At 41.1% G+C, this 13,542-nt stretch carries 14 protein-coding genes and 1 pseudogene; 14 read left to right on the forward strand and 1 reads right to left on the reverse strand.

What is annotated here, in order from left to right:
* Positions 1–75 precede the first annotated feature (75 nt).
* The 13 genes and pseudogenes from licT (at position 76) to HMPREF1519_RS05600 (ending at position 11,012) form a co-directional block, all read left to right on the forward strand.
* Positions 76–915 (forward strand): annotated as a pseudogene (gene licT / locus HMPREF1519_RS10695) (BglG family transcription antiterminator LicT).
* A gap of 219 nt (positions 916–1,134) precedes the next feature.
* Positions 1,135–1,632, forward strand: a complete 498-nt coding sequence (gene ybeY, locus HMPREF1519_RS05550) for an rRNA maturation RNase YbeY (protein WP_002886021.1) — start codon at positions 1,135–1,137, stop codon at positions 1,630–1,632.
* Positions 1,613–2,017, forward strand: coding sequence for a diacylglycerol kinase family protein (locus HMPREF1519_RS05555; RefSeq protein WP_004182934.1), 405 nt, complete (start codon positions 1,613–1,615; stop codon positions 2,015–2,017). The genes ybeY and HMPREF1519_RS05555 overlap by 20 nt, the downstream gene beginning before the upstream one ends.
* Positions 2,018–2,039: 22 nt before the next feature.
* The gene (era, locus tag HMPREF1519_RS05560; protein WP_014634128.1) at positions 2,040–2,939 is read left to right on the forward strand and encodes a GTPase Era; all 900 of its coding nucleotides are present in this window, start codon (positions 2,040–2,042) and stop codon (positions 2,937–2,939) included.
* A gap of 44 nt (positions 2,940–2,983) precedes the next feature.
* Complete coding sequence (gene mutM / locus HMPREF1519_RS05565) at positions 2,984–3,805, forward strand: DNA-formamidopyrimidine glycosylase (RefSeq protein WP_021144488.1); 822 nt, start codon at positions 2,984–2,986, stop codon at positions 3,803–3,805.
* A complete protein-coding gene (coaE, locus tag HMPREF1519_RS05570) occupies positions 3,802–4,395 on the forward strand; it encodes a dephospho-CoA kinase (protein WP_014634130.1) in 594 nt (197 codons plus the stop codon). Before mutM ends, coaE begins: the two co-directional genes overlap by 4 nt.
* 50 nt (positions 4,396–4,445) lie before the next feature.
* A complete protein-coding gene (locus tag HMPREF1519_RS05575) occupies positions 4,446–5,669 on the forward strand; it encodes a multidrug efflux MFS transporter (RefSeq protein ID WP_002886097.1) in 1,224 nt (407 codons plus the stop codon).
* Positions 5,659–5,805, forward strand: coding sequence for a 50S ribosomal protein L33 (gene rpmG, locus HMPREF1519_RS10340; protein ID WP_002890443.1), 147 nt, complete (start codon positions 5,659–5,661; stop codon positions 5,803–5,805). The genes HMPREF1519_RS05575 and rpmG overlap by 11 nt, the downstream gene beginning before the upstream one ends.
* 45 nt (positions 5,806–5,850) lie before the next feature.
* Complete coding sequence (gene secG / locus HMPREF1519_RS05580; RefSeq protein ID WP_002886135.1) at positions 5,851–6,087, forward strand: preprotein translocase subunit SecG; 237 nt, start codon at positions 5,851–5,853, stop codon at positions 6,085–6,087.
* Between the two features lie 62 nt (positions 6,088–6,149).
* Positions 6,150–8,603, forward strand: coding sequence for a ribonuclease R (gene rnr, locus HMPREF1519_RS05585; RefSeq protein ID WP_022496009.1), 2,454 nt, complete (start codon positions 6,150–6,152; stop codon positions 8,601–8,603).
* 21 nt (positions 8,604–8,624) lie between these two features.
* Positions 8,625–9,089, forward strand: coding sequence for an SsrA-binding protein SmpB (gene smpB / locus HMPREF1519_RS05590; protein WP_002885905.1), 465 nt, complete (start codon positions 8,625–8,627; stop codon positions 9,087–9,089).
* A gap of 146 nt (positions 9,090–9,235) precedes the next feature.
* Entirely contained in the window at positions 9,236–10,642 is a 1,407-nt protein-coding gene (locus HMPREF1519_RS05595; protein ID WP_004182928.1) for a Cof-type HAD-IIB family hydrolase, read from the forward strand.
* Between the two features lies 1 nt (position 10,643).
* Positions 10,644–11,012 carry a S1 RNA-binding domain-containing protein gene (locus tag HMPREF1519_RS05600; RefSeq protein ID WP_002886108.1) on the forward strand — a complete coding sequence of 123 codons (369 nt, stop codon included), beginning with the start codon at positions 10,644–10,646 and terminating at the stop codon, positions 11,010–11,012.
* A gap of 96 nt (positions 11,013–11,108) precedes the next feature.
* Here the strand turns inward: HMPREF1519_RS05600 and HMPREF1519_RS05605 are convergent, their stop codons facing one another.
* Positions 11,109–12,191, reverse strand: a complete 1,083-nt coding sequence (locus tag HMPREF1519_RS05605) for a M24 family metallopeptidase (RefSeq protein ID WP_022496010.1) — start codon at positions 12,189–12,191, stop codon at positions 11,109–11,111.
* A gap of 312 nt (positions 12,192–12,503) precedes the next feature.
* On the opposite strand from HMPREF1519_RS05605, the gene ccpA reads away from it, so the two are divergent.
* Positions 12,504–13,505 (forward strand): catabolite control protein A, encoded by a 1,002-nt coding sequence (gene ccpA, locus HMPREF1519_RS05610; RefSeq protein WP_022496011.1) that lies wholly within the window; start codon positions 12,504–12,506, stop codon positions 13,503–13,505.
* Positions 13,506–13,542: the final 37 nt, after the last annotated feature.

Consider the following 13,542-nt stretch of genomic DNA (forward strand, 5'->3'; position numbering starts at 1 on the left):
TTTGTTTGTAGTAAATAGGTTTCTCATTAAAAATTTGGTAAAATAAAGTAAGCGCTTTTATAACGAGGAATCATGATGAAGATTGAAAAGGTTTTAAACAACAATGTTGTCCAAGCTTTGGATAATAATGTGGAATACATTGTCATGGGTAAGGGACTAGGTTTTCAAAAGAAGGTCGGAGACCTTGTTGATAAGGAAAAAATTGAAAAGACTTTTGTTTTGGAAAATACAGAGGCAGTAGAGGAATGGTCTCGTGTTTACGTCAATTTACCTGATGGTGAAATGCAGGTCTTTTTGAATATCCTTACTTTTGCTGAGGCTGTCTTGCAAACCAAGTTTGATCCCTCATTTTTCATCGCCCTTGCCGATCACCTCCATTATGCTATTGAAAGAAATAGAGAGGGTGTTTCTTTGCAGAATCCTTTGGCCTGGGAGGTTCGAAAATTTTATCCTCGGGAGTATGAAATTGGGAAACAAGCCCTTCGTTTGATTGCCAAGGATTTAGAAGTCCAGTTGGCAGATGATGAAGCTGCCTCTGTCGCTTTACATTTTGTTAATGCATAAAAAGATGCGGGTCTCTATGAAAAAGACCGACAGATGACTCAAATTGTGGTTGGGATTAGTGACATTGTCCGTCTTCATTTTGGTTATGATTTGGAGGAGGATAGTTTCTCGTATAACCGTTTTATGACCCATCTCCAATACCTAGCACAGCGTATTGTGAGTGGAGTTAGTGGTGGCAAGAATGATGCTTTTCTATATGAACAAGTTAAGATAAATTATCCAGAGTCCTTTATCTGTACCCAAAAGATTGTTGCTTATATCAAGACAAGCTACGCCTTTGAACTAAGTTTAGACGAACAAGTCTTTTTAACCATTCATATTCAACGTCTTAAGGATAATTTAGATAAGTAAGTGATTCCCAGAGACGTCCTACAAAAAGCAGACAATTAGCCTTAAGTCTGCTTTTTCTGTGTCCTTATGGTATAATGAGGTGATTAATAATAGACCAAAAATACTCTGGGCTAGTATTCTATGTATTTGAGTATTTGTATAAAAAAAGCTAATGAGTTAGTGAAAGGAAGCGAGCGGTTCTATACTTTGAAGTGAGCATAGCCGTTCCTAAAGTATCTTATGTATATTGAAATGATTGATGAGACTGGACAAGTCTCTGAGAAATTAAAAGAACAAACCTTGGAGTTGCTAGATTTTGCAGCACAAAGACTTGGCAAGGAAGACAAGGAAATGGCGGTTACATTTGTAACCAACGAACGTAGCCACGAGCTAAACCTGGAATATCGTGATACGGACCGTCCAACTGATGTTATTAGTTTGGAGTATAAGCCTGAATTAGACATTAGCTTTGATGAGGAAGAGTTGGCTGAAAATCCTGAATTAGCTGAAATGATGGGAGAGTTTGATAGTTATATCGGTGAACTCTTTATTTCTGTTGATAAGGCTCACGAGCAAGCTGAGGATTATGGTCATAGTTTTGAGCGTGAGATGGGCTTCTTGGCTGTTCACGGTTTTCTTCACATCAATGGCTACGACCATTACACCCCAGAAGAAGAAGCGGAAATGTTTGGATTACAGGAAGAAATTTTGACTGCTTATGGACTTACGCGACAATAATCCACAAAAAAAGTGGAAAAACAGAGAATTTACAGCTAGTTTTGAGTTTGCTCTAACAGGGATTATCACAGCTTTTAAAGAAGAACGCAACATGCGCAAGCACTTGGTTTCAGCTATCTTGGTGGTATTGGCTGGCTTGATTTTTCGTGTGTCTGCGACAGAATGGCTCTTTCTTTTGATGGCAGTTTTTCTCGTAATTGCCCTAGAGATTGTTAATTCTGCCATTGAAAATGTTGTCGATTTGGCCAGTAATTATCACTTTTCGATGCTAGCCAAAAATGCCAAGGATATGGCTGCAGGAGCTGTTCTAGTGGTTTCTTGTTATGCACTCATTACGGGTATGATTGTTTTTATACCTAAAATTTGGCACTTAATTTTCAATTAAAAGGAAATAGGAAAGAAGTTATATGACATTTAAATCAGGATTTGTGGCTATTCTTGGCCGTCCTAATGTAGGAAAATCAACGTTTTTGAACCATGTTATGGGGCAAAAAATTGCTATCATGAGTGATAAGGCTCAAACAACCCGTAATAAAATTATGGGGATTTACACAACTGATAAGGAACAGATTGTCTTTATCGATACACCAGGAATTCACAAGCCTAAGACGGCTCTTGGAGATTTCATGGTGGAATCGGCTTATTCAACCCTTCGTGAAGTGGATACAGTCCTCTTTATGGTACCAGCGGACGAGCCCCGTGGTAAGGGTGACAATATGATTATCGAACGTCTTAAACAAGCTAAGGTTCCAGTTATCTTGGTAATCAATAAGATTGACAAGGTTCATCCAGATCAGCTCCTAGAGCAGATTGAGGATTTCCGTACACAAATGGATTTCAAGGAGATTATTCCGATATCTGCCCTCCAAGGAAACAATGTTTCTCATCTTGTGGATGTCTTGAGTGATAACCTTGAGGAAGGGTTCCAATATTTTCCAGCGGACCAAATCACCGACCACCCAGAGCGTTTCTTGGTATCGGAGATGATTCGTGAAAAAGTCCTTCAGTTGACACGTGAAGAAATTCCACACTCTGTTGCGGTTGTCATTGATGAGATGAAACGTGATGAAGACACGGATAAGATTCATATTCGTGCGACAATTATGGTTGAGCGTGATAGCCAAAAAGGTATTGTCATTGGTAAGCAAGGTTCCATGCTCAAGAAAATTGGTACCCTTGCCCGTAAAGATATTGAAGTCATGCTTGGGGACAAGGTCTTCCTTGAAACCTGGGTTAAGGTTAAGAAAAATTGGCGTGATAAAAAACTTGATTTGGCTGATTTTGGTTACAATGAAAAAGAATATTAAAAAGCTGGGCACTTGCTCGGCTTTCTTGTTAGAAGGAGGAGCAGATGCCTGAGTTACCTGAGGTAGAAACTGTTAGACGAGGGTTAGAAAGATTGGTAGTAAGTCGGACCATTTCGTCTGTTGAAGTTAAGGTCCCGAAAATGATTAAGACCTCCTACGATAGTTTTTTGAATGACTTACCTGGCCAAACTATTCAAGCCATGCGACGTAGAGGCAAGTACTTGATTTTTGATTTTGGACAGTTGATTATGATTTCCCACTTGCGCATGGAAGGGAAATACCTCTTGTTTACGGATCAGGTCCCTGCTAATAAGCATTTCCATCTTTTCTTTATCTTAGATGATGGCTCGACTCTTGTTTATCAGGACGTCCGCAAGTTTGGGACCTTTGATTTATTGGCTAAAAATCAAGAGGAGGCTTATTTTACAAAGAAAAAGCTTGGTCCTGAGCCTACTAAGAAGGCTTTTAAATACGCCCCGTTTGAGAGAGCCTTGATGACCTCTGCAAAGCCCATTAAAAGTCTCCTTTTGGAGCAGAAATTGGTGGCTGGTCTAGGCAATATCTATGTTGATGAGGTGCTTTGGGCAGCCAAGGTTCATCCTGAGACGCCAGCAAAGAAACTCAGCAAGGCAGCCATGAAGCGAGTCCATGATCAAACGATTGTTATTTTACAGCTAGGAATTGAAAAAGGTGGCTCAACTATAAGGACTTATCGTAATGCCCTTGGTGAGGATGGGACCATGCAGAACTATTTGCAGGTTTACGGAAAGACGGGACAGCCTTGTCCACGCTGCGCAAGCACAATTGAGAAAATCAAGTTAGGAGGGAGAGGAACACATTTGTGTCCTCATTGTCAGAAACGATGATTATTGGGTTAACAGGTGGTATTGCTTCAGGAAAATCTACTGTTGTTGAAATGATTAAAGAGGCAGGTTACAAGGTCATTGACGCTGATCAGCTTGTACACGACATGCAGGCTCAAGGGGGCCGTTTGTACCGTGCCTTACTCGATTGGTTGGGAGAGGAAATTCTTCTTTCTAATGGGGAATTGAACCGTCCTAAACTAGGGCAACTGATCTTTTCCAATGAGGAGATGAGACAGCGGTCTGCTGAGATTCAAGGGACGATTATTCGAGAGGAACTAGCAGCGCAAAAGGATTATTTAGCTAAGAAAGAAGATGTTTTTTTCATGGATATTCCCTTGCTTATTGAGAATGGGTATCAGGACTGGTTTGATCAGATTTGGTTGGTGGCAGTGTTACCGGAGATCCAGTGCCAACGCTTGATGAAACGTAATCACTTAAGTGTTGAGGAAGCTAAGCTGCGTATTGATAGCCAGATGTCTTTAGCTGAGAAAATGCCTTATGCCAGCTTGGTTCTTGATAATAACGGTAGTCTCGATGATTTGAAGGAGAAGGTTAAGAGTGCAATAAATGATTTAACGAGCTCCTCATAGCTAGCCATTGTGATATAATGGATAGTGAATTTTAGAAAGAAGATGATTATTTGCGCCAAAAAGAACTTAAAAGTACTGATTGGCAACGTAACCTTAAAATTGCATGGATAGGAACCTTTTTTACTGGAGCTAGTTTCTCCATTGTTATGCCTTTCATGGCCCTATACATTGAGGAACTTGGTGTTAAAGGAGACATGGTCGAATGGTATGCTGGCTTGTCTGTTGCCATCTCTGCCTTAGCCTCTGCCTTGGTTTCTCCTATTTGGGGACGCCTGGCTGACCGTTATGGTCGAAAGCCTATGATGATTAGGGCCAGCATGGTGATGACTTTTACAATGGGAGGGCTTGCCTTAGTCCCAAATGTTTTCTGGCTGCTTTTCTTAAGAACGCTGAATGGTTTGTTTGCAGGCTATGTCCCAAATGCCACAGCTTTAATTGCTAGTCAGGTTCCTCAGAATCGTTCTGGCTATGCCTTGGGGACCTTGTCTACGGGTCTAACGGCAGGTGTTCTGATTGGCCCTTTGTTAGGTGGTACCTTATCTGAGGCGTTTGGTATGAGGGGTACCTTTTTATTGGTTGGACTCATTCTATTTATCTGCTGCCTCTTAACTATTTTTGGCTTGCGAGAGGATTTCCAGCCTGTCGAAAAGGGAGAGATGATGACCCTTTCTCAGGTTTTTGCAAGAATTCCCAGCAAATCTATGTTGATTGGCCTTTTTGTGACCAGTATGATTATTCAGATTTCTGCCCAATCGATTGCACCTATGTTGGCCCTTTACATTCGTTATTTAGGTCAGAGGGAAAATATCCTTTTTTACTCAGGGTTAATTGTTTCTGCTATGGGCTTTTCTAGTCTCTTAAGTACCCCTTATCTGGGAAAATTGGGAGACCGTATTGGGAATCATCGCTTGCTTTTAATGGGGCTATTTTATAGCTTTCTCTTGTATTTCCTCTGTGGTTTTGCCGGTTCAGCCTTGCAACTGGGTATCTTACGCTTTGCCTATGGCTTCGGTGTAGGTGCTCTTATGCCTAGTGTCAATTCTTTATTGACCAAGATGACACCCAAGGAAGGAATCTCAAGAATATTTAGCTTTAATCAAAGCTTTTCATATATTGGACAGGTTTTAGGTCCCTTTGTTGGGTCAGCAGTTGCGACAGGTCTAGGTTATCGCTGGGTCTTCTTTGTGACTGCAATGATTGTCTTTGGAAATTTTGTCTGGTCCTTAATCATCTTTAGAAAATTGCTAGGAGTCAAGAATATAGGTGAGAGTTAAAATCAATTTAAAGTGTAGTGAATGTGGGAGCATCAACTATCTCACAAGTAAAAATAAACAGAATCATCCTGAGAAAATTCAGGTACCCAAATTCTGCCCTAAGGATAGAAAAGTAACCTTACATGTTGAATCTTAAAGGGTTCTATGGTAGAATAAGAAGGACTTTTTCGGAGGAATAACTATGTACGACTTATTATTAACGCTGCTCTTGGTGATGTCAGCTATTATTGTGATTGCGGTATTTATGCAGCCACAAAAAAATCCAAGTAGCAATGTCTTTGATGGTGGTGGGTCAGAAGCACTATTTGAACGTAGTAAACCACGTGGTTTTGAAGCCTTTATGCAACGCTTTACAGGAATCATGGTTTTTCTATGGATTGTAGATGCAATCGTCCTTTCCATTCTCTCAAGTAAGTAATGAGCTGACTGAGGTTGGCTCATTTTTTGCGTTATAGTCAATAAATAAAAGAAAAGGAAATCATGAAAGAATCTATTATAAATTATTTGAAGGAGCATGGGAAATCCAGTGTAAACGACATTGCCCAGGCTCTTAATCATGCTGGGGGAGAAAAGTTCCCTCAGCTCATCAAGGCCATGTCAGCCATGGAAAGTAAGGGACAGTTGCGTTTTAACCGAGATGGCTCTGTATCCTTGCGTCCTAAGAAAGAAAATCCTAATCAGGTGACTGTTGAAGGTATCTTCCGTGCCAATAAGAACGGTTTTGGTTTCTTGCATGTTGATGACAGTGAAGATGACATGTTCATCGGTCGTAATGATGTTGGCCATGCCATTGACGGTGATACTGTTGCCGTTGTTATCAAGAAGCCAGCAGATCGTTTGCGTGGGACAGCAGCAGAAGCGCGTGTTGTTGAAATTGTAGAACGTTCGCTTAAGACTGTTGTAGGGAAATTTATCCTTAGCGACGAGAAAGAACCTTATGCGGGTTACATTAAGTCTAAAAACCAAAAAATTCAGCAGCCAATTTATATCAAGAAAGAACCAGTTGCCCTAGATGGTACTGAAATTATCAAGGTTGATATTGAAAAATACCCTAACCGTCACTATGATTATTTCGTAGGAAGTGTTCGTGACATTATTGGTCATCAGGGGGATGCCGGTATTGATGTCTTGGAAGTCTTGGAATCAATGGATATTGTTTCAGAGTTTCCAGAGGATGTCATGGCGGAAGCAGAAGCTGTACCAGATGCACCGAGTCAGGAAGACCTCGTTGGTCGTGTTGACCTCCGTCAAGAGGTAACTTTTACCATTGACGGAGCTGATGCTAAGGACTTGGATGATGCGGTTCATATCAAACGTTTGCCAAATGGTAACTTTGAGCTTGGTGTTCATATTGCTGATGTGTCTTACTATGTTACTGAAGGATCTGCACTTAACCGTGAGGCCGTAGCACGTGGGACTTCTGTTTATGTGACAGACCGCGTGGTACCAATGTTGCCTGAGCGTCTTTCGAATGGTATTTGTTCACTTAATCCCAATGTTGATCGTTTGACGCAATCAGCCATTATGGAGATTACTCCTAAAGGTAAGGTGGTTAATCATAAGATTTGTCAATCTGTGATTAATACAACCTTCCGTATGACCTACAGTGATGTCAATGAGATGTTGGCTGGAAATCCAGAAAAGATTGAGCAGTTTAAGCCAATCATGGATTCTGTATCAGCTATGGCAGAATTGCATAAGATTTTAGAAGACATGCGTGAGCGTCGTGGTGCCCTTAACTTTGATACATCTGAAGCTCGTATCTTGGTTAATGAGAAGGGAATGCCAGTGGATATCGTGGTGCGTGAACGTGGAACAGCCGAGCGAATGATTGAATCCTTCATGTTGGCTGCCAATGAATGTGTGGCAGAGCACTTTGCTAAGGCTAAGTTGCCATTTATTTACCGTATCCACGAAGAGCCAAAGGCTGAGAAATTGCAACGCTTCATGGATTATGCCTCTATCTTTGGTGTTCAAATCAAAGGAACTGCCAATAAGATGGATCAGCTAGACTTGCAAGAGTTTATGGCCAAAGTTCAGGGAAAACCTGGAGCAGAGGTCATGAACATGATGCTGCTTCGTTCAATGCAACAAGCCCGCTATTCAGAACACAACCACGGACACTATGGACTTGCGGCTCAGTATTATACCCACTTTACTAGTCCAATCCGTCGTTACCCAGACCTCTTGGTTCACCGAATGATTCGTGAGTACACTAACAATATGTCTCAAGAAACACGTGAACATTTTGAAGAGGTTATTCCTGAGTTAGCGACATCATCTTCAACTCTTGAACGTCGTGCCATTGATGCCGAACGTGTCGTTGAAGCTATGAAAAAAGCGGAATACATGGAAGAGTTTGTTGGCCAAGAATTCGATGGTATTGTCGGAAGTGTGGTTAAATTTGGTATGTTTGTGGAATTGCCAAACACTATCGAAGGTTTGGTTCACATCACGACCCTTCCAGAATTTTACAATTACAATGAACGTACCATGACACTTCAGGGTGAGAAAACTGGTAAGACTTTCCGAGTTGGTCAGCCTATCCGTGTCAAATTAACACGTGCGGATAAGGAAACAGGAGACATTGACTTCCAATACCTTCCAAGCGAGTATGATGTTACTGAGAAAGTAGACCACAAGGCTCGTCAGGAACGTGAAGAGAAGGCGAAAGCCTTCCGAAATAGAGGTCCACGTCGTGACCGTCAAAATGGAGACTTCGAACGTCGTGGTAAACGTGGGGATAACCGTAACCATCAAGATGCTAATGGTCGTAAAGGCTCTTATGACGAAAAACGTAAGTCATCTAAGAAACCCGACAAGCGTAAGAATCAAAACCGTCCTCATAATGATAACAAGGGACGTGAGAGTGGCCGTCGTAAGAAGAAAGGGAACAAACCTTTCTACAAGGACGTTGCTAAAAAACGAAAATAGGATGAGAATGGAGGGACTGCTATGCCAAAGGGTGAAGGCAATGTTGTTGCTCAGAATAAAAAGGCTAGACATGACTATAGTATCGTTGATACTATTGAAGCAGGTATCGTGCTAACAGGGACGGAGATTAAATCCGTTCGTGCGGCACGCATCCAACTAAAAGATGGCTATGCCCAAATCAAGAACGGTGAGGCTTGGTTAATCAATGTTCATATTGCTCCTTTTGAGCAAGGTAATATTTGGAATCAAGATCCAGACCGTACGAGAAAATTATTGCTTAAGAAGAAGCAAATCACCAAACTTCAAAATGACCTTAAGGGAACAGGAATGACCTTGGTTCCTCTTAAGGTGTACCTAAAAAACGGTTTTGCCAAGGTATTGCTTGGTATTGCCAAAGGGAAACACGATTACGATAAACGTGAGTCTATCAAACGTCGTGAACAAGAACGTGATATTAAACGTATTATCAAGAGTGTTAACCGTTAAAACGCCTATCATCTAAGACTGCTATAGTCCTAGATGATTTTTTGTTTTTGGCTTTAAGACATGATATAATGGGAGTACCATACGGTCTTTAGTTAGGATAGCAGATATACCTAACTCTGGACGTGATACTGTAAAGGAGATTAGCGATGCCAGTAGATGCTAAAACAAAATACAAGGCCAAGAAGACAAAGATTGTTTTCTTCGACATTGACGACACCCTTCGTGTCAAAAAGACAGGCTACATTCCTGAGTCTATTAAGGCTGTTTTCAAAGGGCTTAAAGAAAAAGGAATTTTGACGGGGATTGCCACAGGACGTGGCTACTATGGTGTCGTTGAGGACATTCGAGACTTAGAGCCCGATTATTTTGTAACCATCAATGGAACTTATGTGATTAATCGAAAAGGCGAAGAAATTTATAACCAGCCCCTAGCTCGTGAGGTTACAGAAGCCTTTGTTGCTTGGTGCAAGGAGATTGGGATTGCTTGGGGCTTTGCTGGTAAGGATAAGCCAGTTGTTTCTGAGCGTTCAGATTTGATTGATGATGCTATGAAACCAGTCTATGGTCTTTGTGATGTGGAGCCAGACTTCCACTTGTCGAACGATGTTTACCATATGTGGACTTTTGCGGAAAATGATGGTGAGCTTGAGTTACCAGAAGAACTTGCGACACATGTCCGCTTGGTGCCTTGGCACGAACACTCCTCTGACGTCGTAGCAAATGGTATCTCAAAAGCATCTGGTGTCGAGCATGTCTTGGAGCACGAAAACCTTAAACCGGTCAATGCTATGATGTTTGGTGATGGTCCAAACGATATGGAAATCTTTGACTATGTTGGACTTAAGATTGCCATGGGTAACGCTACACCAGAATTGAAAGAAAAAGCAGATTACGTTACAGGAACAGTAGAAGAAGATGGCATTTTCAATGCCTTGGAGGAACTCGGATTGGTAGAAAAAGAACTTCATTTCCCACAACTTGACTTGGATGCAGTAGAAGGTCCAGTCGTAACAATTAAAACAAACCATGGTGATTTGGTCATCAAACTTTTCCCTGATCATGCACCATTAACAGTTACTAACTTTGTCAATTTGGCCAAGAGTGGCTACTATGACGGTGTGATTTTCCACCGTATTATCAAGGACTTTATGATTCAAGGTGGTGACCCAACTGGTACTGGTATGGGTGGTGAGTCAAGTTTCGGTGGTAGCTTCCAGGATGAATTTTCTGAAGAACTCTATAACCTCCGTGGTGCGCTTTCTATGGCCAATGCTGGACCAGATACTAATGGTAGCCAGTTCTTCATCGTTCAAACGCCTGAAATTCCTTATGCTAAAAAGGAACTCGAACGTGGTGGTTGGCCAGCACCAATCGCGGAAGCTTATGCTGAAAATGGTGGAACACCTCACCTAGACCGTCGTCACACAGTCTTTGGTCAATTGGTGGATGAAGACTCTTACAAGGTGCTTGATGAGATTGCCAATGTTGAGGTTGGAGCTCAAGATAAGCCACTTGAGGATGTTGTGATTGAAACAGTTGAGGTAGCAGACTAAGATGAAAATTGGAGACAAGCTTAGGGGTGTTATCACAGGCATCAAGCCTTACGGTGCCTTTGTTTCATTGGAAAATGGTACCACAGGCTTGATTCACATCTCGGAGATTAAGACAGGTTATATCGACAACATCTACAATACCCTCAAGGTAGACCAGGAGGTCTTGGTTCAAGTTGTTGATTTTGATGAATTTACACAAAAGGCTAGTCTTTCTTTGAGAACCCTTGAGGAAGAAAAAAATAAAATCCCTCATCGTCATCGTTTCTCTGATAGTCGTTTGAACTATGGCTTTAAACCCTTGGCAGAAGCAATGCCAGGATGGATTGAAGAAGGACTTGACTATCTTAGACAAGAGCATGAGGAAAAATAGCAAAAGCTGACTCTCGATGAGTCAGCTTTTTTGGTGTTTTCGATTTGGCTACAAACAAAAAGATCTTCAATTTAATTGAAGACCCATGTTTATTAATTAGACATCAAAATAGAGCAATTCTTTTGGTGTGTGTGTGAAGACTTCAAAGCCATCTTTTGTCACATAACCACAGTCCTCGATACGAACACCAACTTTTTCAGGAATGTAAATACCTGGTTCAACAGAGAAGCACATTCCTTCTTCGATTACCAAGTCATTTCCTTCCATGATTGAAGGGAATTCATGCACATCCATTCCGATACCGTGTCCGAGGCGGTGGTTGAAGTATTCAGCATAACCAGCTTTTTCAATAACATTACGTGCTGCAGCATCGACTTCGCTGGCAGTTACACCTGGTTTAATCATATCTAGGGCAGCCTGTTGAGCTTCTAAAGTCAAGTGGTAGATTTCTTTTTTGAAATCATCGGGTTTTCCAACAGCGACTGTTCGCGTCATATCTGAAGCATAGCCATTCACCATACAGCCCAAGTCGAAGAGAAGAAGAGCATCTTTTTCAATTTTGTTGCTTCCAGGAATGCCGTGTGGGTTGGCTGCATTGTTACCAGTCAAGACCATAGTTTCAAAGCTCATTTCATAGCCCAAGCGTTTGATGCCAAATTCGATTTGAGCAATGATGTCTGTTTCAGTAACGTCGAGAGAGATATTGTCGAAACCGATATTAACAGCTTTATCAGCATAATCACCGGCAACCAACATTTTTTGAATTTCATCAGCTGACTTGATAACGCGCATTTTTTGAATGAATGGTGTCAAGTTTTCAAAGCGACCATCAAAGACCGTTTGCAATCCTTGGAACTTAGTCACATTGAGATTGTCAAACTCTGCATAAATAATAGGGCTGTCTGTACTTGCTAGGCCAGCTTTGATTTTTTTCCATGGATTTTCAGAATCCACATATCCAAAGACTGGGAAGTCGAGTACAGCAGAGGCACGTGCAACCTCAAGAGCAGGAACAAAGAGGGCAGGTTCACGATTTTCGTAGACGAAGAGGAACATTTGGCGTTCATGTGGGTCACAATCAAAACCAGTAAGATAATTGACAGTTACAGGATCTGAAACAATAGCTAGCCCTGCTTTATTTTCATTCAAAAAATGACGAATGCGATCAAGTTTAGACATAGAAAAAACTCCTTTGTATTTCTTACACTCATTCTGTCACTTTTATAGGGAAAATGCAAGTTGTTTTTTGGCTTTTCATTAAATCATTTACTTTCATTGAGACTTTTTTAGGCTAGTTTTGTAAGCGATGGATAGTCTTGGAAACACGAAATGAGAGGCCTTTTTCTGAAATGGCTTTCTTCCTCGTAACCATAAAGAAGGAATCCCTTTCATTTTTTTGTAAAAAATCAGTCAAAATAATTGAAAGTGTTTTCAGAATCTGATACAATTAGAATGAATAAGTGAGCGTAAAATGAGAAAGGAAGTGTTTTTATGAATACTGATGAAACAATTACTATATACGACGTTGCGCGTGAAGCAGGTGTTTCGATGGCGACTGTGTCTCGTGTGGTAAATGGAAATAAAAATGTAAAAGAAAACACCCGAAAAAAAGTGCTTGAGGTCATTGATCGTTTGGATTACCGTCCAAATGCGGTTGCGCGTGGCTTGGCGAGTAAGAAAACCACTACTGTAGGAGTTGTCATCCCAAATATTGCTAATAGTTATTTTGCTACTTTAGCAAGGGGGATTGATGATATTGCAACCATGTACAAGTATAATATTGTTCTTGCATCTAGTGATGAAAATGACGATCACGAAGTTACCGTGATTAACTCTCTATTTGCCAAACAAGTAGACGGTATCATCTTCATGGGTTACCACTTGACGGAAAAAATTCGTGCAGAATTTTCCCGTACTCGTACGCCGATTGTCCTAGCAGGAACAGTGGACCTCGAACACCAATTACCGAGTGTTAACATCGACTATAAAGCTGCCGTTGAGGATTCTATAACACAGCTTGCCAAGAATAATGAAAAGGTTGCCTTTGTATCAGGGCCACTAATTGATGATATTAATGGCAAGCTCCGTCTAGCTGGTTATAAGGCTGGACTTGAAAAGAATAATTTGCGCTACAATGAAGGACTAGTCTTTGAAGCTAAATATAGCTATAAAGATGGCTTTGATCTAGCACAACGTGTCTTGAACTCTGGTGCCACTGCTGCCTATGTTGGAGAAGATGAATTGGCTGCAGGTCTCTTGAATGGCCTCTTTGCTGCAGGTAAATCAGTTCCAGAAGACTTCGAAATCATCACAAGCAATGACTCACCAATTACAAGCTATACACGTCCAAACCTTTCTAGTATTAATCATCCTCTCTATGATTTAGGGGCAGTTAGCATGCGTATGTTGACTAAAATCATGAATAAGGAAGAGCTTGAAGAAAAAGATGTTATTCTTAATCACGGTCTTACCTTACGTCAGTCAACAAAATAAAAAAGGAGTTGGGACATAAGTTTGTCTCAACTTCTCT

The sequence above is a fragment of the Streptococcus sp. SR4 genome, from assembly GCF_000517725.1.
Lineage (GTDB): Bacteria > Bacillota > Bacilli > Lactobacillales > Streptococcaceae > Streptococcus > Streptococcus salivarius_F.